Genomic DNA, 20,360 nt, shown 5'->3' with positions numbered 1-20,360 from the left:
TGTACTCAAGACAGGACCCGCTGCACAGGCGCATGGTTGCGCTCATGACGAAATCGACCACCGGGGCCTTCTTCGCCCAGGCCGCGATCTCCTTCGGGGTCGCGCTCGTCGCCGTCGCGGCGGGCATCGTGTTCCTGCCCGTCAGCGGGTGGGTGCGGGCCTTCCTCGCGCTCGGCCTGCTCTACACCGTCACCTCCGCCTTCACCCTCGCCAAGTGCGTGCGGGACCGGCAGGAGGACAGCGCGCTCACCAACCGCGTCGACCAGGCACGACTGGAGAAGCTCCTCGCCGAGCACGACCCCTACAAGGAGCCCGCACTGTGAAGTTCCACATGGCGGACACCGGGAACAACCCGCCGCGAACCGCTCGTTGTGCGTTGACGTGACTTCTGTGCAACGCACGCCCCGGGTGCGCGCGCCCGAGCTGTCCGGCGACGGGTGGTTCAACACCGGCGGCACGCAGCCGACGCTCGCCGAGCTGCGCGGCAAGATCGTGCTGCTCGACTTCTGGACGTCCGGCTGCATCAACTGCCTGCACGTGCTCGACGAGCTGCGCCCGCTGGAGGCCGAGTTCGCCGACGTGCTGGTGACGATCGGCGTGCACTCGCCGAAGTTCCTGCACGAGGGCGAGGCCGCGTCCGTCGAGGCGGCGGTGCGCCGGTACGAGGTGCACCACCCCGTGCTCAGCGACCCGAAGATGGAGCTCTGGTCGCAGTACGCCGTGAAGGCGTGGCCGACCCTGGTCGTCATCGACCCGCAGGGTTACGTCGTGCACGTCGCCGCCGGGGAGGGGCACGCGGAGGCGCTGCGCCGCGTCATTTCGGGGCTGGTCGCCGAGCACGAAGCCAAGGGCACGCTCCGCCGCGGCGGCAGCCTCTACGTGCCGGTGGAAGAACAGCAGTCCGAGCTGAAGTTCCCCAGCAAGGCCATCGCGACCGCGGAGGGGCGCATCCTCGTCGCAGACACGGCGCACCACTCCATCGTCGAGTTCGCCTCCGACGGGGAGACCGTGGTGCGCCGCTTCGGCAGCGGCGAGCGCGGCTCCGCGGACGGCGCCTTCGACGTGGCGACCTTCGCCGAGCCGTCGGGCCTGGCGCTGCTGCCCGCCGAGGTCGCCGAGCGCGTCGGCTACCACCTGCTCGTCGCAGACACGGCGAACCACCTGCTGCGGGGCGTGAACCTCGGCAACGGCATGGTCTCCACCGTCGCGGGCACGGGCAGGCAGTGGCGCGACGGCGAGACCGGTGGCCCGGCCCGCGAGATCGACCTCACCAGCCCCTGGGACGTCGTCTGGTTCGCACCCGCCGGTGGCGCGGTCGTCGCGATGGCGGGCAACCACACGCTCGGCCTGTTCGACCCCGTCGAGGGCACCATCACCCGGTACGCGGGCACGACGGTCGAGGGCCTGCGGGACGGCGTGCTCGCCGAGGCGTTCTTCGCGCAGACGTCCGGTCTCGCCGTTCAGGGCAACCGGCTGTGGCTGGCCGACGCGGAGACGTCGGCGCTGCGCTGGATCGAGGACGGCGAGGTGCACACGGCCGTCGGCTACGACCTGTTCACCTTCGGCCACCGGGACGGCGACGCCGCCGACGCGCTGCTCCAGCACCCGCTCGGCGTCGCGGTGCTACCCGACGGGACGATCGCCATCGCCGACACCTACAACGGCGCGGTCCGCCGCTACGACCCCGAGACCACCAAGGTCGGCACGATCGCGAGCGGGCTGGCCGAGCCCTCCGGGCTGCTGGTCACCGACGAGGCGCTGATCGTCGTCGAGTCCGCCGGGCACCGGCTCACGGCGCTGCCGCTGTCGCCGGACGCCGCGCAGGTCGCCGGGGACGCGCACGAGGTCCGCCGCCCGCCGAGCGTGCTCGCGCCGGGCGAGGTGGAGCTGACGGTGGTGTTCACGCCGCCGCCCGGGGAGAAGCTCGACGACCGGTTCGGTCCGTCGACGCGCCTGGAAATCAGCGCCTCCCCGCCCGAACTGCTCGTCGACGGTGGTGGCACGGGCACCGAGCTGACGCGGACGATCCGGCTCGCCGAGGGTGTGCCCGAAGGTGTGCTGCAGGTCGTGGCGCAGGCCGCGAGCTGCGATTCCGACGCCGAGCACCCGGTGTGCCGGGTGACGCGTCAGGACTGGGGCGTGCCGGTGCGGCTGGCCGCCGACGGTCCGGCGGAGCTGCGGCTCATCCTGGCGGGGGCGGGGTAAGGCCCCGTTCGAGGACGTCCATGGCCTGGTGCAGGAGTGTCACCAGGTCGGGACCCTCGCCGGGCTGCCAGGACGCGATGGCGGTGCGGTTCGCGGCGAACGCGGCCGCCGCCGTCGTGCGCACGTAGACGTCGTCGGCGGGCAGCCCGGTGCGGTCCGCGATCGCCCGCACGACGGTCTCTTCGATGGTCTTGTTGGTGTGCGCCAGCCGGTTCATCAGCTCGGGGTACTCGCGGAGCAGCAGCGTGCGCTCCCGGAACGTCTCGCTCCCCGTCATCTCGGCGAAGCGCGCGGCGAACACCGCCCGCAGCGCGGTGAGCGGGTTCTCCTCCGCCGGGCGCTCGATGATCCGCCGGCCCAGCGTGGCGATGCTGAGGTCGAGCGACAGGACGGCGTCGTCCTTGCACTCGAAGTAGTTGAAGAAGGTCCTCGGCGAGACGCCGGCCTTCGCGCAGATGTCCTCGACGGTCACCGACTGCGGCCCGTGCTCGCGGTAGAGGGTGATCGCCGCGTGCCGCAACGCCTGCCGCGTCGCTTCCTTCTTCCGCTCGCGAAGCCCCGTCGCTGTCATACTTCTTACAGTACTGCATTTTTGCACTGCTGCAAAAAAGCGTACGATGGACCATATGGCGGATGGAGTGGAGACCGAGACGAACGAATCGAAGCAGCCCCTGACCCGGACACTGGCGGAGACGCTGTGGTTCCCCGTGTTCTTCTTCACCGGCTTCCTGGTCTGCTACCTGCTGGCGTTCCACCAGCCGACGCCGCACCACGTGAAGGTCGCCGTGGCCGATCCCGCCGCGGCCGCGCGCATCGACGCCGCGCTGGGCCAGGCGAGCCCCGGCGCCTTCGACGTCCTCCCCGTCGCCAGCGGTGACGCGGCCCGCCAGGCCGTCCTGGACCGCGACGCGACGGCCGGCTTCTCCGCCGACCCGGCCCACCCGACGCTGTACGTCGCCAAGGCCGACGGCTACATGCTCGAGTCGATCCTCACCCAGACCTTCACGCCGATCGCCGCGCGGAGCGGCGGCACGATGGCCGTCGTCGACCTCGCCCCGACCGCGAGCGGCGACCCGATGGGCACCGGCATGTTCTACCTGGTGCTGGCGTGGAACATCCCCAGCTACATCGTGGTCATGATGCTGCTGCGGGCCGTCACCATGAGCCGTCGCACGAAGCTGTGGCTGCTCGTCGGCTGGGCCGCGTTCCTCAGTGTGGCCGGTTACCTCGGCGGGCTCGCGATGCACGTCATCCCGAACCACCCGGCGGTCATCCCGCTGGCGTTCCTGCTCAGCCTCGGCATCTCGCTGACCTCGTTCGGTTTCGTGCCGATCGCCAAGCAGTACTTCCCCGGGGTCGCGATGGGGCTGTTCGTGCTGCTGTCGATGCCCTCCAGCGGCGGGGCCGTGCCGGTCCAGCTCGTGCCGGGCTTCTTCCGCGCGCTGCACCCGTTCATGCCCATGGGCAACCTCATCGAGGCCGCCCGCGGCATCTTCTACTTCAACGGCGTCGGCGTCCTGCGGCCCATTCTCATGTTGTGCGCCTGGGTGCTGGTCGGTGTCGCCCTGGTCGCCGGTCACGCGTTGTGGCAGAAGCGGAAGGCGGCCCCCGAACAGGCCGTCGCCGAGCCGCCCGTCGAGGACCCGGTGTTCGAGATGCCCCAGCCCACGGCGGTTCCGGCGCGCCACCGCCACTTCGGCGAGCCGGTGCCCGTGGTCAGCGGTGCGGTCCGCGGCAGCGAAGGCGAACCCGTGCCCGGTGCCGTGGTGACGGTCATGGACGGGCGTGGCCAGCAGCTCGTGCGGACGGTCGCGGACGAGTCCGGTTCCTACGCCGTGGCGGGGTTGCCGGACCAGTTCGTGGACCTGGTCGTGTCCGCGCCGGGTCGGCATTCGACGGTGCGGCGGATCCTCGTCCGCGAGGGTGAAACACGCCGCGAGGACTTCGAGCTGAGCGGCAGGCGCCAGCCGGTGTCCGCGGTGGCGGGTGCGTAGCATTACCAAGGTGTCCGAACCCACCAGTGTCCCAGCTCCGGGACCCAAACTCGAGATTCAGATGCTGCACGACCGGGTACTGGTCCGGTTGGCGGCCGAGGAGGGCGAGCGGCGGAGCAGCGGCGGCATCGTGATCCCCGCGACGGCCCAGGTCGCGCGCCGGCTTGCCTGGGGCGATGTACTCGGGGTAGGCAGTAACGTGCGCAACGTGAAGGTCTCCGACCGCGTGCTGTTCAACCCGGAGGACCAGTTGGAGGTGGAGGTCCAGGGCGAGGCGTACCTCGTCATGCGGGAGCGCGACATCCACGCGGTGGCGACCGAACGCACGGAGCACGGAACGGGGCTGTACCTGTAACTGCGCGGGGAGGGGTGTGTGCGGGAGGAGCTTTGGCCGGGCTGGGACTCCGAGGCCCCGCCCACGGAACAGCTCGACAGACCCCTCGACGAGCAGCCCGCGCTGGTCGAGGAGCTCCTCGACGGCGACCGCGTCTCGCCCGTGCCGCCCTCGCCCGGAAAGCGCTTGCTGGCGAAGGTCCTGATGGCGGTCGGCGGCGTGCTCGCCGCCGGTGTCGTGCTCTACACCGTGGACCTGGTGCTCAGCGCCGGTGAGGTGCCGCGCGGGGTCGTCGTCGCGGGCGTGGACGTGGGTGGCCTCAGCCGTGCCGACGCCGAGGCGAAGCTGCGCCGCGAGCTCGAACCCCGCCTCACCGAACCGGTACCGGTCCTCGCCGGGGACGTCCGGACGACGCTGGACCCGGAGCGCTCGGGGCTCGGCCTGGACTGGCCCTCCACCCTCGCCCAGGCCGGGCACCAGCCGCTCGACCCGCTCGACCGCCTCACCTCGTTCTTCACCCGGCGCACGGTGGACGTCGTGACCACGGTGGACGCCGACGCGCTGACCCAGGCGGTCGACAGGCTCGCGGCGGAACAGCTCGACCACCCCGCCACGGAGGGCGGCATCGTGTTCCGCGCGGCGGGGGACGGCGTCGGCGCGTACGCCGTCGAGCCCCGCTGGGGCCAGCAGCTGACCGACCTGCGTGGCGCGGTGAACCTCGTGAAGGCCCGCTGGCTCGACAAGAGCGGGGTGCAGCTGCCGATGGCGCTCACGCCCGTGAAGGCGACCGCGGCGGGGGTGCAGGCGGCGCTCGACGACATCGTGCGCCCGGCGGTCGCGAAACCCGTTGTCCTGCACGGAGAAGGCACGGACGCGATCCTCACGCCGCTGGCCATCTCCGCCGCGATGACCATCACGCCGCGCGACGACGGGAGCCTCGACGTGCGCGTCGACCCGGCCAAGCTGCGGCAGAACCTGCAGCCGCAGCTCGCGGGGACCGAGCAGGAGGGCAGGGACGCGCAGATCGTGTTCACCAGCGGTGCGCCGACGGTCCGGCCGTCCGAGGACGGGCGTCGCGTCGACTGGGCGGGCACCTTCTCGCCGTTGATGGGCGTGCTGGTCAAGGCCGATGGTCGCGAGCTGCCCGTGCGGTACCGCACCACGAAGCCCGCGTTGACCACCGAAGCCGCGAACGCGCTGGGTATCAGGGAGGTCGTCGGCGAGTTCAGCACCGGGGGGCTGGCCGAACCCTCCGCGGCGAACGTCCGCGCGATGGCCGCGAAGGTCGACGGCGCGCTCGTGAAACCCGGTGAGACCTTCAGCCTGCTGGGCAGGACGGGTTCCTACGGCGCGGCGTTCGTGCCGGCCCCGGCGAACGACGACGGCACCGGGCCCACGGTCCGCGGTGGTGGCGTCTCGCAGTTCGCCACCACGCTGTACAACGCCGCCTACCTTGCGGGCTTGACCGACGCGGGGCACACGCCGCAGCCCTACTACCTCGACCGCTACCCGGTGGGCCGGGACGCCGCGGCGATCCGGGACGACGGCTCCCCGGTGGACCTGAAGTTCACCAACAGCCTCAACGGCGCCGTGATCGTCCAGGCGAACGTCACCGGCTCGACGGTCACGGTGCGGATCTGGGGCGCCCGGCAGTACCGGGTGGAGAGCGACACGGGACCGCGGACGAACTTCACGCCACCCGGCGTCGAACCGGGTCCGCCCGGCTGCCAGTGGTCGGCGGGGTCGCCGGGCTTCAGCGTCAGCGACACCCGCGTGCTCTACGACGCCGCCACCGGCGCCGAGGTCCGCCGCGACAGCACCAGCACGACGTACTCGGCCAGGTCCGCCGTCATCTGTTAGGGCAGCACGTCCGGGGGAAATCGCCCCGGAACCCTGGCGGAACGCGGTGCCCGCGGGGCCATACTCACCGTCGTCCTGGTGTCACGGAGTGTTTCTGGGAGGTTGGTGTCTTGAGGTCCGCCAAGGTGTTCGTCGTGTGCGCGGGGGTGGCGGGGGCGGTGCTGGCCGTGCCGCAGGCGGCGGGTGCCGCGGAAGCCGAACCGGCGCTGGTGCACGCCTCGCCGGCGAACGACTGCAGGCTCAACGTGCGGGCGGCGGCCGATCCCGGCTCCGCCCTGCTGGGCACGCTGACCTGCAACAACTACACGACGTGCGTGAGCGCGACGGACGTGCCGTGCGGGCCGTACGTGACGGGCGGCGAGTACAGCTGCGTCGGGGCGGACGGCAAGCAGGTGAAGGACAACCGCTGGGCCGAGGTGGCCTGGCGGACGCCGCAGAAGTCCTACGTCGCAGTGGCCTGCGCGGTGTTCCGGAAATGAAAAAAAGGGTGGGGAGGGCGCCCCGCCGCGCCCTCCCCACCCGGTTACCGGAGGGTTGGTCCTTCTACCTGGTCAAGTTGCGGCGGCCGTACATGCCGCTCGCCAGCGAGACCCCGATCGCGGCCAGCACCACCTGGGTGAGCACTTCCAGCCAGTCGATGCCGTCGGTGTCCGCGTAACCGATGCCCCGCGCGATCGCCGTACCGATGAACGCGGCGATGATGCCGATCACGATCGTCAGCCAGATCGGGATGCTCTGCTTGCCGGGGGCGAGCAGGCGACCGAGCGCACCGATGATCAGACCGACGACGATCGCCGAGATGATTCCGCCAATGGTCATCGAAACTCCTTATGTCGCTGGCCCCCAGGGGGTACCGCGGCGGTTCCTCCGGCAAACCTCCTGTTGTGGAAATGAGAAAGGGCCCCGTCACGAGGACGGGGCCCTTCCCACGGGGACCGGTCAGAACGCGGCTTCCGGAACCTCCATGAGGTCGTTGTCCGCGGCTTCGACGACCGCGCGGCGCGCGGTCAGCTCGGGCAGCACGGTCTTGGCGAAGAACGACGCCACCGCGAGCTTGCCCTGGTAGAAGGCCTGGTCCTTGGCGGAGGCGGTGTCGAGCTTGGCCAGCGCGATCTCGGCCTGGCGCAGCAGCTGCCAGCCGACGAGCAGGTCACCGGCGGACATCAGCAGCCGCACGGTGTGCTGGCCGACCTTGTACAGGTTGGTGATGTCCTCCTGCGCCGAGGTCAGGTAGCCGATCATCGCGCCGAGCATGCCCTGCACGTCCTCGAGGGCCTGCTTGAGCAGCTGCCGCTCGTTCTTCAGCCGCCCGTTGCCCGCCTCGGAGTCGATGAACTTCGTGATCTCGCCCGCGATGTAGCCCAGCGCCACACCCTTGTCGCGGATGATCTTGCGGAAGAAGAAGTCCTGCGACTGGATCGCGGTGGTGCCCTCGTACAGCGAGTCGATCTTCGAGTCGCGGATGTACTGCTCCAGCGGGTAGTCCTGCAGGAAGCCCGAGCCGCCCAGGGTCTGCAGCGACTGCACCAGCTGCTCGGTCGCGCGCTCCGAGCCCACGCCCTTGACGATCGGCAGCAGCAGGTCGTTGACCCGCTCGGCCAGCTTGAGCGTCTCCTCGTCGCCCTCGCCGGTCCACACCTGGTCCTGGAACGACGCCGTGTAGAGGTAGACGGCGCGCAGGCCCTCGGCGTAGGCCTTCTGCAGCATCAGCGAGCGGCGCACGTCGGGGTGGTGGGTGATGGTGACCCGGGGCGCGGTCTTGTCCGTCATCTGGGTCAGGTCGGCGCCCTGCACGCGCTCCTTGGCGAACTCCAGCGCGTTGAGGTAGCCGGTGGACAGGGTGGCGATCGCCTTGGTGCCCACCATCATCCGGGCGTACTCGATGACCTGGAACATCTGCGCGATGCCGTCGTGCACCTCGCCCAGCAGCCAGCCCTTGGCGGGGGTGCCGTGCTGGCCGAAGGTCACCTCGCAGGTCGTGGAGACCTTCAGGCCCATCTTGTGCTCGACGTTGGTGACGAACACGCCGTTGCGCTCACCCAGCTCGCCGGTGTTGGTGTCGAAGTGGAACTTCGGCACCAGGAACAGCGACAGGCCCTTGGTGCCGGGCTTGGGCTCGATGCCGGGGCCCTCGGGGCGGGCCAGCACCAGGTGCATGATGTTCTCGGTCATGTCCTGGTCACCCGAGGTGATGAACCGCTTCACCCCGTCGAGGTGCCAGGAGCCGTCCTCCTGCCGCACGGCCTTGGTGCGGCCCGCGCCGACGTCGGAACCCGCGTCGGGCTCGGTGAGCACCATCGTGGCGCCCCAGCCGCGGTCGATCATGATCCGCGCCCAGCGCTTCTGCTCCTCGGTGCCGTTGCGGTCGAGGATCATCGCGAAGTTCGGGCCCGCCATGTACATGAACAGGGCCGGGTTGGCGCCGAGGATCAGCTCGGAGGCCGCCCACTGCACGGTCGGCGGCAGGCCGAGGCCGCCGAGGTCGTTGGTCAGGCCCAGCCGCCACCACTCGCCGTCCCACAGCTGCTGGTAGCTCTTCTTGAACGACTCGGGCAGCTTCGCCGAGAACGTCTTCGGGTCGTACACCGGCGGGTTGCGGTCCGCGTCGGCGAACGACTCCGCCAGCGGGCCCACGGCCAGGTTGTTCAGCTCGTGCAGCGCGCCGCGCGCGGTCTCCTCGTCGGAGTCCGCGAGTACGCCCTTGCCGAGGCGGTTCTGGACGCCGAGCACCTCGAAGAGGTTGAACTCCAGGTCTCGGACGTTGCTCTTGTAGTGGCCCATGTCGTTCGCTCCGTTGGTCATCGGGTCTTCCGGCTGGGCGCATGCTGGTGTCCCCTACTGGCCGGTAACTTCAGGATATTACCTGTGGGTAACTGGGGCAAGGAGATCCAGCCGGTTGTGACCGGCGGAGCACGTCAGCGGGCGCGCTGCTCCACCATCCCGGACGGGGGTGCGGGCGTCTGGCCCTCCGTGCCGTCGTCGGGCTGCGCGATGAGGATGCCGCCGCGGAACGCGATCGTGACGGCGTGCGTGCGGTCCCGCGCGGAGAGCTTGCGCAGGATGCTCTTGACGTGGGTGCGCACGGTTTCGACCGACAGGTAGAGGATCTTGGCGATCGCCGCGTTCTCCAGGCCCTCCGCGACCAGCTGGAGCACCTGGAACTCCCGGCGCGACAACGGCATCCGCGGCCGCTGCGTCGCGACGACGGGTTCGCCCGGCCGCAGCCCCTGGCGCTGGGTCACGAGCGGGGCGAGCGCCGGGTCGAGGTAGCGCCGGTCGAGCTGCACCCGGCGGATCGCCTCGACCAGCCTGCGTGCCTCGGCCGTCCGCGGCAGGACGCCGTGCGTGCCCGCGAGCATCGCGGCCTGCAGGAACGGCGCCGTGCGGTGGGACTCCCGGACGAGCAGGACCACCAGGAGCGACGCGTCGCCGTTGACCAGCAACTTCGTCAGGTGCCCGTGCGGGTCGAGGCCGGAGTCGAGCAGGATCACGTCGGGGTGCACCTGCTCGGCGAGCTGGAGCGCGGCGTGCGGGTTCCCGGCGTGCCCGGCCCAGTGCAGGCCCGGGGTCCGCTGGACGATCGCGGACAGACCTTCGCGGCAGAACGGCACCGGGTCGACGGCGGCGATGCCGAGGCTGCGGACCGGTGGCGAGCCCTGCGGTGCCCGGCTGGGCTCGTTACTGCGCGTCATGAACAACTCCGTCTCGCACGGTCAGTCCCCGGGGTGCGCGCCGCCCCGGGACGGCCGCCCCCTCGACGGCCCTCCCGGGCTGCACCGGCGCCACAGTCCGATCCCCCCTGCTGGGACCGGCCGAGCCTGACACCTCGTCCATTGTGGGAGTAGCCAACCCGTCAGGTGTGACGCGGGTTCACCCAGCTGAGAACGGGACTACTCTGAGTAGAAATTTGAACGGAGTTCAGCGAACTCCTCGGCGAGCGTCGCGGGCGTCCAGTGGGCGTTCAAGCCACTCGGGTTCGGCAGTACCCAAACGGCGGTTTCGCCAACCGAATCCGGCTGAAGGCCCACTCGCGCCTTCGGGTGACCGAAGGCCGTGCGGTACGCGGTGACGCCGACGACGGCGAGGCAGCGCGGCCGGTACCGCTCGATCTTCCGCACGAGGATCTCGCCGCCCTCGCGCAGTTCGTCGGCGGTCAGCTCGTCGGCACGGGCGGTCGCGCGGGCGACGAGGTTCGTGATGCCGAGCCCGAGTGCCGGCAGTTCCGCCTGCTCGCTGGGGTCGAAGCGGCGCGGGGTGAAGCCGCTCGCGTGCAGCGCGGGCCAGAACCGGTTACCCGGACGGGCGAAGTGGTACCCGGTGGCGCCGGAGTACAGCCCCGGGTTGATCCCGCAGAACAGCACGCGCAGGCCGGGGGCGATGACGTCCGGGATCGTCGTGCCGTGCGCGGCGGCCAGCTGGTCCTTGGTCGGTCGGGAGGAAGTCATGAGCAGCCGGATCGTAGCCGTCGCGGTGGACTGCCACGACGCGGAAGCGCTCGCCGCGTTCTGGCGCGAGGCGCTCGGCCACCGCGAGACGAAGCGCTGGCAGGACGCGAAAGGCGTCGAATACGTCCAGCTCCAGGGCGAGCCGATCGTGCTCTTCCAGCCGGTCGGCGAGGACAAGGTGGTGAAGAACCGCCTGCACCTCGACCTGCGCCCGGACGAGGGCAGCCAGGCCGACGAGGTGCGCCGCCTCGTGGACCTCGGCGCGGAGGTCGTGTCGGACGAGCCGGACTTCCCGTGGGTCGTGCTGACCGACCCGGAGGGCAACGAGTTCTGCGTGCTGCCCCCGCGGTGACACTCTGGGGGCATGACCACCGCGGACGGCTGTTCCGTCGACCTCTACCGGCTCCTCCCGCCCGACGGGGAGGCGGAGATCGTGCACGCCGCGGTCCCGTCGGGAGCCGCCGTGCTCGACCTCGGCTGCGGGACCGGGCGGATCGCCCACCGCCTGCAGGAGCTCGGCCACCCGGTCGTCGCCGTCGACGATTCGCCCGAGATGCTCGCGCACGTGCGCACCGAGGCGGTCCTCTCCCGGATCGAGGACCTGCGGCTGGACCAGCGGTTCGAGGCCGTGTTGCTCGCGAGCCACCTGGTCAACCAGCCGCACGGCGCGCCGCTGCTCGCGGCGGTCGCACGGCACCTGTCACCGACGGGCCGGGCGGTCGTGCAGTGGCACCCCCCGTCCTGGTTCGACACGGTCGCGGACGGGATGGGCGGCTACTTCGGTGAGGTGCGGGTCGAGCTGTCCGGCGTCGAGCGCCAGGGCGACCTGCTGAGCGCGGCGGTCCGGTACGAGGCAGGCGCCTCGACGTGGACGCAGGCCTTCACCGCGAGGCGGCTCACCGAACCGCAGCTCACAGCTCTGCTCGCCGACGCGGGGCTCGCGTTCGACGGCTTCCTCTCGCCCGAGGAGTCCTGGTTCGCGGCAAAGGTGGCGTAAAGCACACCACAGGCGTACTCTGTGTGATCTGCCACACAAGGACGACGCCAAGGGAGGCGGCGTGGAACTCGCGATCGTCCTGGGCCTCGTAGTGCTGTTCTTCGCGATCGCCACGCTCGTGGTGGCGCTCGAGGACCGGCGGGCCGCTCATCGCCGCGCTGTGCAGCGCGCGGCGCGTCTAGCGCGCCTCGGTGAGGTGGACCCGCTCGCTCCGTCGCGTCTCCGCACGGACCGCTGAAGTCCGCAGCGCGAGGTAGCTCGCCGCGGCGATCCAGCCCAGCGCCGCGCCGCTGGTGTTGGTGATCAGGTCGTCGACGTCGAAGATCCGGTACTGGAACGGCGCCGTCCCCCAGTTCGCCGTCAGCTGCGTGACCTCGACGGCGAACGAGGCCGCGAAGCCCAGCAGCACCGTCCCGGCGAAACCGCGCCGCCACAGCAGCCGCGCGAAGAGCCCGAACGGCACGAACAGCAGGACGTTCAGCGCCATCTGCTCGAACGCCGTGGTGCTCAGTTCCGCGAGCAGCCCGGAGCCGGCCGCGTCCCGGTGCACGTCCGCGATCCACTGGAACGGCACCAGCTGGACGCTCTGCACGAGGTGCCGCGCCCTCGGCCCCGGCAGCGGCAGGAAGACCACCGCGAACGCCAGCCAGCCGTAGCAGAGCACGGCTCCCGTCGCGACGACCCGCCGCACGACCACCCGGCCGTACCGGGCGTGGTGCACGATCAGCTGCGGCACGAGCACGACGGCCCAGCTGGCGAGGAAGCCGAGCAACCCGGCCTGGAGTGCGTTGACCTGCGCTGATGTCATACCCCGACGCTAGGTCGGCCGGGTGGCGCCGCGGATCGGTCGAGCAGCCGGAAGCCCGCGCCCCGCATCGGCCGGATGGCCGATCCGTGTTCGTTCACCCACCTTCCACCTATCGGCTCTGGTTTCTGTCGCTCCGCGCAGGCAAGATCCTGCGGGTTCTGCCCGTTACGGAGGAAAAATGGCTTCTTCATCCCGCGTTGTGCGACGCTCGGTAGCCGTCACCGCTGCCGTGCTCGCCGCCGCCGTGGCCACCGCCACGCCGGCGTCCGCACAACGACCCGTCCCCACCACCGACGTCCGGTTGATCGCCTTCAACGACTTCCACGGCAACCTCGAACCGCCGTCGGGTTCGTCCGGGCGCATCACGCTGTCCAACGGCACCACCGTCGACGCGGGCGGCGCCGCGTACCTCGCGACGCACGTGAAGCAGCTCGAAGCGCAGGTGCGGAACTCGGTGCTGCTGTCCGCGGGCGACAACGTGGGCGCGTCCCCGCTGACCTCGGCCCTGTTCCACGACGAGCCGACCATCGACTTCCTCGACGAGATCGGGGTGCGCGCTTCCGTCGTCGGCAACCACGAGTTCGACGAGGGGTACCGGGAACTGCAGCGCATGCAGTTCGGCGGCTGCCACCCCACCGACGGCTGCCAGTACGAGAACTCCTTCCGTGGCGCGAAGTTCCCGTTCCTGGGCAGCAACGTGTACTTCGACAACGGGGTGCCCGCGCTGCTGCCGTTCACGGTGCAGGTCTCCGGTGGCGTGCCGATCGGCGTCATCGGCGCGACGCTGGAGGACCTGCCCACCGTCGTCACCCCGACCGCGATCGAGGGGCTGAAGTTCGGCGACGAGGTCGAGGCGATCAACCGCACCTCGGGCTGGCTCGACAGGCTCGGGATCAAGGCCCAGGTCGTGTTGCTGCACCAGGGCGACAACACCGGCGGCGGCGGTCCGGACGACTGCAAGGTCACCCCGGGTCCGGCGACGCAGATCGCCAAGGGTGTTTCGGCGAGCGTGGACGCGATCTTCACGGGCCACAGCCACCAGCAGTACAACTGCGTGATCAACGACCCCAAGGGCAAACCGCGGCCGGTCATCCAGGGCTCGTCGTTCGGGCGCCTGCTTTCGGTCGTGGACCTGAAGATCGACACGCGGACGCGGGACGTGGTGCGCTCGGCGACCAAGGCGCACAACGAAATCGTCACCCGTGACGTCACCCCGGACCCGGCGGTGCAGAAACTCGTCGACAAGGCGAAGACCGAATCGGCGCCCATCGCCAACCGGCAGGTCGGCACCATCACCGCCGACCTCAAAGCGGCCGGCGCGGCCTCCGGCGAGTCGGCACTGGGCGACGTGATCGCGGACGCGCAGCTCGAAGCCACCGCGGGCAACAACGCACAGATCGCCATCACCAACCCCGGCGGCATCCGCGCGGACCTCACGTACGCGTCGTCGCCCGCGGGTGAAGGCGACGGTGTCGTCACCTACGGCGAGGCGTTCACCGTGCAGCCGTTCTCGAACATCATGCAGACCATCACGTTGACCGGCGCGAACCTGAAGAACGTGCTGGAGCAGCAGTGGACCGCGACCACGACGCGGATCCTGCAGATCTCGTCGACGCTGCACTACACGTACTCCGCGTCCGCGCCGATCGGTTCCCGCGTCTCGAACATCACCGTCGGTGGCACGCCGGTCGACCCGAACGCCACCTACCGGGTGTCGGTGAACAACTTCCTCGCCGCGGGCGGTGACGGGTTCACCGAGTTCACCAAGGGCACCGACCTCACGGGTGGTCCGGTCGACCTCGACGCGCTGACCGCCTACCTCGGTGCGCACCCGGGTATCGCCCCACCACCGGCGGACCGCATCACCGTCGTGCCGTAGTTCCCCGCCGAGCCGGAACCGTTTCTCGGTCACACACCGCGTCCGGTTCCGGCACGCGGCGATTTTCGCCGGAATTTCCCACGATGTCCGCGGATCTCGTTACTTTCCTTTCAGGGCAACGGTTTTTCCCGGTCGGGCAGTGCTGCTCGGCCGGCCGTCGCCCACCTCCTCGTCTGTCGCAGTACCGGACACGCAGAGCCACGAACTCGTCGTCCGGTTGAGCGATATTCGCGTTTGCTCGTCCGTGCCGCTCAAGACGCGCCTCTGAGTAGACGACAGTAACTGCGTGACGGAGGTGGAGACGGTGACGCCGAAGCAGGTCGTGCCGGACGAGGCAAGCCTGCACGAGTCGATCGCGGGCGCCCTCGCGTCGCAGGGCGACTGGCGTCGTGCGTACGAGCACCTGAAGGTCGCGTTCGAGCTGGCGCGCGCGGAACCGACGATCCCCGAGCAGTTGCGCCGCGAGGTGGACCGCCTCCGCCGCGAGCGCGCACAGGCCCGCGAGGAGAGCCTGCGCGACGCGCTCACCGCCGTCTACAACCGGCGCTACCTCGACCAGCGGCTCGACGATCTGCTCGCCGACGCCAGGAAACCGCTTGCTGTCGCACTGGTCGACATCGACCTGTTCAAGAACGTCAACGACACGTTCGGTCACGTCGTGGGTGACCAGGTGCTGCAGCGGGTCGCCGCGCTGTTGCGGGAAGGCCTTCCGTCGCACGCGTTCTGCGCACGCTACGGTGGCGAGGAGTTCATGCTGGTGCTGCCCGCGGTGCAACCGGATGCCGCGGTCCGGATCGCCGAGCTGGCACGGGCGCGGGTCGCGGAACACCCCTGGTCCACGTTGTGCGAGGGGCTTTCGGTCACCATCAGCGTCGGACTCGCGTACGAGTCGGGTGAGGCGAGTGCGAACCGCAGGCAGGTGCTGGAGGCGGACGATCTCCTCTACGCCGCCAAGCACGCGGGCCGCAACAGGGTCGCGTACCGGGACCGCGTCGGTACCCAGGTGATCGAGTACTGTCCGTAGTTTCCGGAGCTTATTTCCCTATTTGAAGCTCCCTCGGTTCACCCGGTTTGTCGCACCTGGCGCTTCTTCTCGCACTCTATGTGAAAAAACTCGCGGGAGGGTGTCGTCAGGATCGGCGAGTATCCGTACGATAACGATGCTCGCCGTTCGGGCGATCAATGTTTGAAGCCGTATTTCGCCTGCTAGCAGACTTGGAAGGAGCCCGGGTGCCAGACGACCATGCCGCAGGCCCCGGCTCCCGCGGTACGGAAGGGTCCGCCAGGGCCCGCCGCCGCCGCTCGATCGACACGCACGGCGGGATCAGCGTGTCCGACGTGCTGGCGCAGGCCACCGGAGTCCGCCCGACCTTCGAAGGGCCGAAGCCGAAGGACGCCGTACCGCCGGGAGGCCGCCGTGCGGCGCCCGCCGAGCCCCCGGTCCAGCGGCGGCCGCTGACGCCACCGCCGGTGAGCCGCCAGGCCCGCCGTCCGGTGCCCCCGCTCGAAGCCCGCCACGCGGCGCCCGAAGCCCGGCACGCGGCCCCGGACGAGCAGGCCGAATCACGGCACGCCGCGCCGGAGTCGCCGGCGCGGCACCGGCAGCCGGCGGACGCCCCGGAGGCGGGCCGCCACACGGGCGATCGCGGCCGGCCGGAGGACCAGGGCGCGCCGGAGGACCTGCCGAAGAGACAGGCGCCGCGGGCAGCCACGCGGCCGTCCGCGGACCCGGAGGCGCAGTCGGCGGGTCCACGTCCGCCGCAAGCGCCTGAGCCCGGCCCGGTGGGCCGGCATGCGGAACCGGTCCCGGTGCGAGGTGCCGAGCCGGTGCCCCCGGAGGCGGCCACACCTGCCGGGCGACGATCTGAGGCGGTCGCGTCCCCTGGGCGGCAGCCGGAGTCGGTGTCCCCTGGTCGGCAGTCGGAGTCGGTGGGGCCCCCCGGTCGGCGCCCGGGGCTGGCCGCGCCCGTCGATCGGCAGCCGGAGCCCGCCCCACTCCCTCCGCGGCGGTCGGAGTCGGCAGGGTCTCTCGGTCGCCAGCCGGAGCCAGCATCCGCTGGTCGGCAGCCGGAGCCCGCCCCACTCCCACTGCGGCGGTCGGCGGAAGAGCCCCCGTCACGCAGCCCCGAGCTGACTCAGGCCCCGTCGCGACGTCCCGAATCGCCGTGGCCGCAGGGCGCCGAGGCGGGCGAACTCGCGTCACGCCGTCCGGAGCCGCAGCGCCTCGATGCGAACCAGCCTCCCGCGCGGGGCCCCGCGTCAGGCGCGTTCCCCTCGTCGCGCCCCGAAGCGGGTTCGCTTCCGTCACGGCGCCCCGAGCCGGGGCAGCTTCCCGACGTTGGCGACATTCAGCCGATGGGCCCGACGGCGGGCCAACTCCCGTCCCGCCGTGCCGAGTCGGCCGCGCACCTTCCCGGGGTGGATGACGCCCCGGGAAGGCGTCCCGGACCGGTCGCCGAGCCGGAGCCGTTCCCGCCGCACCGTGCCGAGCCGGGGCTTCCGCCGCGGCGCGGGGAGGTAGCCCCGTCGCCGCAAGGTGTCGAGGCCGGGCAGCTCCCGTCACGCCATCGCGAAGCGGATCACCCCGCCTCGCGACAGGTGGGGCCTGAAGCCGCGGCGGCCGAGCCCCTGCAGACGCGTCACTCCGCTTCGGGATCGCCGCGCGGTGGTGTCGTGGAGCCTGGCCGGCACTCCGCCCCCGAGGAGCCCACGCGTTCCGTACCGGGCGTCCGACGTCCCGCGCCCGCTCCGGAGGGGCCTGTCGCCCCTCGACGTCCCGCGCCGGATCCGCACCGTTCCGGTTTCGCCGAGGCTCCGGCCGAACCTCCCGCGACGCGACCCCCTGTCCCCGGCGCCCCGGAAGCGCAGTCGCCGGCCGCACGGCGGGCCGCCGAGTCCGGGGCCCGGCCCGCGGGAGAGAACCTGGCAGGCCGCGCGCTGTTCGCGGCGCCGGAAACCTCGCAACCGATGCCGCCCCGCAACGGCATCGCACCGCCGCCCTCGACAGCCGAGCCCACGCGGATCCGCCGCGCGGTGGGGGAAGCCGTCCGGCCCGCTGCCGAGACCGAAGCCCCCGCCGGAGGCCTCGACGACCGCACCGCCGTACGCCGTCCGGTGCCCGCTCGCCCGCTCGCCGACCAGCCCGCCCCGCGCCGCGACCCCGCGGATCGCGCGCCAGACCAAGCCGTGCCCGGCCGCAACGCCGGTGGCCTCGCGCCGGAGCAAGGCGCGCCCGGTCGCAACGCCACGGCTCAGCCCATCCCGCGCCGCGACCCCGCCGACCTCGCGCCTGGCCGCACTCCGGACCAGGCCGGGCCCGGTCGCAACGCCACGGCTCAGCCCGCCCCGCGCCGCGACCCCGCGGATCTCGCGCCTGGCCGCGCGCCGGAGCAGGCCGTGCCCGGCCGTAACGCCGCTGACCTCGCGCCGGAGCAAGCCGCCCCCGGCCGCAACCCGGCGGATCAGCCCATGCCGGGTCGCAACGCCGCCGAACTCGCCCCAGGCCGTCCGCCGCAGCAGCCCACCCCCGGCCGCACTCCGGACCAACCCGCCCCGGGCCAGAACACCCCAGCTCCCCCCGGCCGCAACGCCACCGAGCAAGCCGCTCCCCAGCCGTCCGCCGCCAACGCCACCGCAGCCGACGAGCCGCGTGGCGCCGCGGCTGAAAGCGCTTCCCCGGGTCGCAACCGGACGGTGCCGCCCGAGGACCGGCTCACCATGACGGACGAGCTGGAGCCGATCGACGACAGCACCATGGTGCGGCGCAAGATCGACCACACCCTCGCCCGGTTCTCCGCCGCCCACGACGAGCTCGAGGCCGAGGAAGCCAAACGCAAGCAGCGCCTGGAAAAGCTCGCCGCGCGGCCCGTGCAGCTGCTCGAGCACACGCGCACCAAGCTGCAGCGCGTCGTCGCCCCGGTCGCCGCGAAGGGCGCGCCGGACGAGAACGAGGTCGCACCCCAGACCCGCTTGCAGGAGAAGAAAAAACGCCACAACGAGCGGACCGTCCTCATCGGACGTATCTCCGTCGTCGTGCTGGCGGTGCTCGTCTTCCTCGGTACCGGTGCGCTGTGGGGCACCAAAACCTGGTTCAACAGCCAGTTCACGCAGATCGCCGCGCTCGACGAGAACTCATCCGACATCCAGGACGCCCCCGCCCAGCTCGGTGACGAGAACTTCCTCATCGCGGGCTCCGACACGCGCGCCGGTGCCACGGCGGACGAGAACGTGGGCAGCGCCGACGAGGTCGAGGGCGCCCGCTCCGACACCGTGATGCTCGCCCACATCCCCGCCGACCGGAAGCGCGCGGTCGTCATCTCCTTCCCGCGCGACCTGGAGATCACGCGGCCCCCGTGCGAGCGCTTCGACGTCGCGAAGAACGACTACACCAGCGAAATCGTCCCGGCCGCGAGCAAGGTCAAGCTCAACACCGCCTACGCCGTCGGCGGGCCGCGCTGCCTCATCAAGTGGATGCAGCAGCTCACCGGCATGAAGATCAACCACTTCGTCGGCATCGACTTCAGCGGCTTCAAGGACATGGTCAACGCGGTCGGCGGCGTCACCGTCCACGTGGACAGGCCGATCAACGACACGACGCTGGGCATGGTGATCTCGCAGACCGGCGACGTGACGATCTCCGGCGACCAGGCCCTGAGCTTCGTGCGCGCCCGGCACGTGGTCGGCGACCCCACGTCCGACTACGGCCGCATCAAGCGGCAGCAGGAGTTCATCGGCGCGCTCATGGCGAAGGTCATGTCCCACGGCGTGCTCACGAACCCGACCCAGCTGTCCGACTTCGTGACCGCCTTCGCGAAGGCCACGTTCGGCGACAACATCGGCGTCGACCAGATGCTCACCCTCGCGCAGTCGATGAAGGGCCTCGACCCGTCGAAGGTCAACTTCATGACCGTGCCGACCGTCGGCGAGCCGAACTCGCGCAACAACGAGGTCCTGCTGGAGAGCAAGGCCAAGGCGGTCTTCCAGGCGCTCATCAACAACACCGCGTTACCGGGCAGCGCCCCGCCGTCGCCACCCGCCGACAAGCAGACCGCCGGCGCGGGCAAGAACGCCGCCGACCAGTGATTCGTTAGCCCGGGTTCACCACCGGTTCATCCAGCGATGCGGCATTCGCCCTGCTCACGCCGTAAGGTGTGGCCATGCGCGAGGCTTACCACGTCGAACTCGAAGAGCTGGCCGGCAATCTGGCGAACATGTCGGTCCAGGTCGCGAACGCCATGGAGAAGGCCACCAAGGCCCTGCTGGATGCGGACCTCGGCCTGGCCGAACAGGTGATCGGGGACGACGCCAAGATCGACGACCTCCGTGCGGAGTGCGAGGAGCAGGCGTACGCCCTGCTGGCGCTGCAGGCCCCGGTCGCCACCGACCTGCGCACCGTGCTCGCGGTCATCCACGCGGCGGAGAGCCTGGAGCGGATGGGCGACCTCGCACTGCACGTCGCGAAGGCGGCCCGCCGCCGCCACCCGGAACACGCGTTGCCCGACCCGGTCCGCCCGTACTTCCAGGAGATGGGCGAGGCGGTCGTGAAGCTGGCGCTGCGCACCGAAGAGGTCATCAAGTCCAAGGACGTCGAGGCGGCCCGGTCGCTGGAGGCCGAGGACGACAGGGTCGACGAGATCCACCGCCACCTGTTCAGCGTGATCATGGCCAAGGACTGGGAGTTCGGCGTGCCGGCCGCGGTGGACGTCACCCTGCTCGGCCGGTTCTACGAGCGCTACGCCGACCACGCCGTCTCCGTGGCGAAGCGGATGGTGTTCGTCGCCACCGGCAAGATGCCGGGTTACGGCTCCGACGAGGACGTCTAAGCGGGCGACCGGGCCG

Annotated in this window: 18 protein-coding genes; 12 read left to right on the top strand and 6 right to left on the bottom strand. The window is 71.1% G+C overall.

Annotation, left to right across the window (positions count from 1 at the left end):
• Nucleotides 1-44: 44 nt before the first annotated feature.
• Both BMZ92_RS12455 and BMZ92_RS12450 read left to right on the top strand, forming a co-directional pair.
• The gene (locus BMZ92_RS12455) at nucleotides 45-323 is read left to right on the top strand and encodes a YiaA/YiaB family inner membrane protein (RefSeq protein WP_091506436.1); all 279 of its coding nucleotides are present in this window, start codon (nucleotides 45-47) and stop codon (nucleotides 321-323) included.
• Between the two features lie 85 nt (nucleotides 324-408).
• Nucleotides 409-2,205, top strand: coding sequence for an NHL domain-containing thioredoxin family protein (locus BMZ92_RS12450; protein ID WP_091506433.1), 1,797 nt, complete (start codon nucleotides 409-411; stop codon nucleotides 2,203-2,205).
• On the opposite strand, the gene BMZ92_RS12445 is transcribed toward BMZ92_RS12450, so the two are convergent.
• On the bottom strand, nucleotides 2,183-2,776 hold the full coding sequence (locus tag BMZ92_RS12445; protein ID WP_091506431.1) for a TetR/AcrR family transcriptional regulator: 594 nt from the start codon (nucleotides 2,774-2,776) through the stop codon (nucleotides 2,183-2,185). The genes BMZ92_RS12450 and BMZ92_RS12445 overlap by 23 nt on opposite strands.
• Nucleotides 2,777-2,831: 55 nt before the next feature.
• On the opposite strand from BMZ92_RS12445, the gene BMZ92_RS12440 reads away from it, so the two are divergent.
• The 4 genes from BMZ92_RS12440 to BMZ92_RS12425 all read left to right on the top strand — a co-directional run bounded on the left by BMZ92_RS12440 (nucleotide 2,832) and on the right by BMZ92_RS12425 (nucleotide 6,872).
• On the top strand, nucleotides 2,832-4,199 hold the full coding sequence (locus tag BMZ92_RS12440) for a carboxypeptidase regulatory-like domain-containing protein (RefSeq protein ID WP_091506429.1): 1,368 nt from the start codon (nucleotides 2,832-2,834) through the stop codon (nucleotides 4,197-4,199).
• 61 nt (nucleotides 4,200-4,260) lie between these two features.
• Nucleotides 4,261-4,554: a GroES family chaperonin gene (locus BMZ92_RS12435; protein ID WP_091506427.1), complete on the top strand. Its 294-nt coding sequence runs from the start codon at nucleotides 4,261-4,263 to the stop codon at nucleotides 4,552-4,554.
• Nucleotides 4,555-4,572: 18 nt separating this feature from the next.
• Nucleotides 4,573-6,393, top strand: coding sequence for a VanW family protein (locus BMZ92_RS12430; RefSeq protein WP_245783025.1), 1,821 nt, complete (start codon nucleotides 4,573-4,575; stop codon nucleotides 6,391-6,393).
• Nucleotides 6,394-6,503: 110 nt separating this feature from the next.
• Nucleotides 6,504-6,872: a hypothetical protein gene (locus BMZ92_RS12425; protein WP_245783024.1), complete on the top strand. Its 369-nt coding sequence runs from the start codon at nucleotides 6,504-6,506 to the stop codon at nucleotides 6,870-6,872.
• 64 nt (nucleotides 6,873-6,936) lie between these two features.
• Here BMZ92_RS12425 and BMZ92_RS12420 read toward each other — a convergent pair whose 3' ends face one another.
• From BMZ92_RS12420 to mug, 4 genes are all read right to left on the bottom strand, one after another.
• Nucleotides 6,937-7,212 carry a GlsB/YeaQ/YmgE family stress response membrane protein gene (locus BMZ92_RS12420; RefSeq protein WP_091506422.1) on the bottom strand — a complete coding sequence of 92 codons (276 nt, stop codon included), beginning with the start codon at nucleotides 7,210-7,212 and terminating at the stop codon, nucleotides 6,937-6,939.
• A 120-nt stretch (nucleotides 7,213-7,332) separates the two neighbouring features.
• Nucleotides 7,333-9,174: an acyl-CoA dehydrogenase gene (locus tag BMZ92_RS12415; RefSeq protein WP_091507041.1), complete on the bottom strand. Its 1,842-nt coding sequence runs from the start codon at nucleotides 9,172-9,174 to the stop codon at nucleotides 7,333-7,335.
• A 134-nt stretch (nucleotides 9,175-9,308) separates the two neighbouring features.
• On the bottom strand, nucleotides 9,309-10,085 hold the full coding sequence (locus BMZ92_RS12410) for a response regulator transcription factor (RefSeq protein ID WP_091506419.1): 777 nt from the start codon (nucleotides 10,083-10,085) through the stop codon (nucleotides 9,309-9,311).
• A 198-nt stretch (nucleotides 10,086-10,283) separates the two neighbouring features.
• Nucleotides 10,284-10,838, bottom strand: coding sequence for a G/U mismatch-specific DNA glycosylase (mug, locus tag BMZ92_RS12405; protein WP_091506418.1), 555 nt, complete (start codon nucleotides 10,836-10,838; stop codon nucleotides 10,284-10,286).
• Here mug and BMZ92_RS12400 point away from each other — a divergent pair.
• Together BMZ92_RS12400 and BMZ92_RS12395 are read left to right on the top strand one after the other, a co-directional pair.
• On the top strand, nucleotides 10,837-11,190 hold the full coding sequence (locus tag BMZ92_RS12400; RefSeq protein ID WP_091506415.1) for a VOC family protein: 354 nt from the start codon (nucleotides 10,837-10,839) through the stop codon (nucleotides 11,188-11,190). The genes mug and BMZ92_RS12400 overlap by 2 nt on opposite strands.
• 12 nt (nucleotides 11,191-11,202) lie before the next feature.
• Nucleotides 11,203-11,835 carry a class I SAM-dependent methyltransferase gene (locus BMZ92_RS12395; RefSeq protein ID WP_091506414.1) on the top strand — a complete coding sequence of 211 codons (633 nt, stop codon included), beginning with the start codon at nucleotides 11,203-11,205 and terminating at the stop codon, nucleotides 11,833-11,835.
• A gap of 178 nt (nucleotides 11,836-12,013) precedes the next feature.
• Here BMZ92_RS12395 and BMZ92_RS12390 read toward each other — a convergent pair whose 3' ends face one another.
• The gene (locus tag BMZ92_RS12390; protein WP_091506411.1) at nucleotides 12,014-12,643 is read right to left on the bottom strand and encodes a VanZ family protein; all 630 of its coding nucleotides are present in this window, start codon (nucleotides 12,641-12,643) and stop codon (nucleotides 12,014-12,016) included.
• A gap of 178 nt (nucleotides 12,644-12,821) precedes the next feature.
• Between BMZ92_RS12390 and BMZ92_RS12385 the strand changes: the two genes are divergently transcribed.
• The 4 genes from BMZ92_RS12385 to phoU all read left to right on the top strand — a co-directional run bounded on the left by BMZ92_RS12385 (nucleotide 12,822) and on the right by phoU (nucleotide 20,344).
• Entirely contained in the window at nucleotides 12,822-14,522 is a 1,701-nt protein-coding gene (locus tag BMZ92_RS12385; protein WP_091506410.1) for a bifunctional metallophosphatase/5'-nucleotidase, read from the top strand.
• Between the two features lie 286 nt (nucleotides 14,523-14,808).
• The gene (locus BMZ92_RS12380) at nucleotides 14,809-15,546 is read left to right on the top strand and encodes a GGDEF domain-containing protein (protein WP_091506407.1); all 738 of its coding nucleotides are present in this window, start codon (nucleotides 14,809-14,811) and stop codon (nucleotides 15,544-15,546) included.
• A 1,943-nt stretch (nucleotides 15,547-17,489) separates the two neighbouring features.
• Nucleotides 17,490-19,604 carry an LCP family protein gene (locus tag BMZ92_RS38660; RefSeq protein ID WP_342743485.1) on the top strand — a complete coding sequence of 705 codons (2,115 nt, stop codon included), beginning with the start codon at nucleotides 17,490-17,492 and terminating at the stop codon, nucleotides 19,602-19,604.
• Between the two features lie 74 nt (nucleotides 19,605-19,678).
• Nucleotides 19,679-20,344 carry a phosphate signaling complex protein PhoU gene (phoU, locus tag BMZ92_RS12365; RefSeq protein ID WP_091506402.1) on the top strand — a complete coding sequence of 222 codons (666 nt, stop codon included), beginning with the start codon at nucleotides 19,679-19,681 and terminating at the stop codon, nucleotides 20,342-20,344.
• The last annotated feature ends 16 nt before the right edge of the window (nucleotides 20,345-20,360 follow it).

The sequence above is a fragment of the Amycolatopsis sacchari genome (genome assembly GCF_900114035.1).
In the GTDB taxonomy this organism is placed as follows: Bacteria; Actinomycetota; Actinomycetes; order Mycobacteriales; family Pseudonocardiaceae; genus Amycolatopsis_E; species Amycolatopsis_E sacchari.
Note: the sequence above shows the minus strand (reverse complement) of the source record. Positions and strands in the feature narration are given on the sequence as shown.

Coding starts and splice junctions, on each gene's coding strand:
- BMZ92_RS12455 (WP_091506436.1), top strand. CDS start 45: ATGACGAAATCGACCACCGGGGCCTTCTTCGCCCAGGCCGCGATCTCC.
- BMZ92_RS12445 (WP_091506431.1), bottom strand. CDS start 2,776: ATGACAGCGACGGGGCTTCGCGAGCGGAAGAAGGAAGCGACGCGGCAG.
- BMZ92_RS12440 (WP_091506429.1), top strand. CDS start 2,832: ATGGCGGATGGAGTGGAGACCGAGACGAACGAATCGAAGCAGCCCCTG.
- BMZ92_RS12435 (WP_091506427.1), top strand. CDS start 4,261: ATGCTGCACGACCGGGTACTGGTCCGGTTGGCGGCCGAGGAGGGCGAG.
- BMZ92_RS12420 (WP_091506422.1), bottom strand. CDS start 7,212: ATGACCATTGGCGGAATCATCTCGGCGATCGTCGTCGGTCTGATCATC.
- BMZ92_RS12415 (WP_091507041.1), bottom strand. CDS start 9,174: ATGGGCCACTACAAGAGCAACGTCCGAGACCTGGAGTTCAACCTCTTC.
- BMZ92_RS12410 (WP_091506419.1), bottom strand. CDS start 10,085: ATGACGCGCAGTAACGAGCCCAGCCGGGCACCGCAGGGCTCGCCACCG.
- BMZ92_RS12400 (WP_091506415.1), top strand. CDS start 10,837: ATGAGCAGCCGGATCGTAGCCGTCGCGGTGGACTGCCACGACGCGGAA.
- mug (WP_091506418.1), bottom strand. CDS start 10,838: ATGACTTCCTCCCGACCGACCAAGGACCAGCTGGCCGCCGCGCACGGC.
- BMZ92_RS12395 (WP_091506414.1), top strand. CDS start 11,203: ATGACCACCGCGGACGGCTGTTCCGTCGACCTCTACCGGCTCCTCCCG.
- BMZ92_RS12390 (WP_091506411.1), bottom strand. CDS start 12,643: ATGACATCAGCGCAGGTCAACGCACTCCAGGCCGGGTTGCTCGGCTTC.
- BMZ92_RS12385 (WP_091506410.1), top strand. CDS start 12,822: ATGGCTTCTTCATCCCGCGTTGTGCGACGCTCGGTAGCCGTCACCGCT.
- BMZ92_RS38660 (WP_342743485.1), top strand. CDS start 17,490: ATGCCGCCCCGCAACGGCATCGCACCGCCGCCCTCGACAGCCGAGCCC.
- phoU (WP_091506402.1), top strand. CDS start 19,679: ATGCGCGAGGCTTACCACGTCGAACTCGAAGAGCTGGCCGGCAATCTG.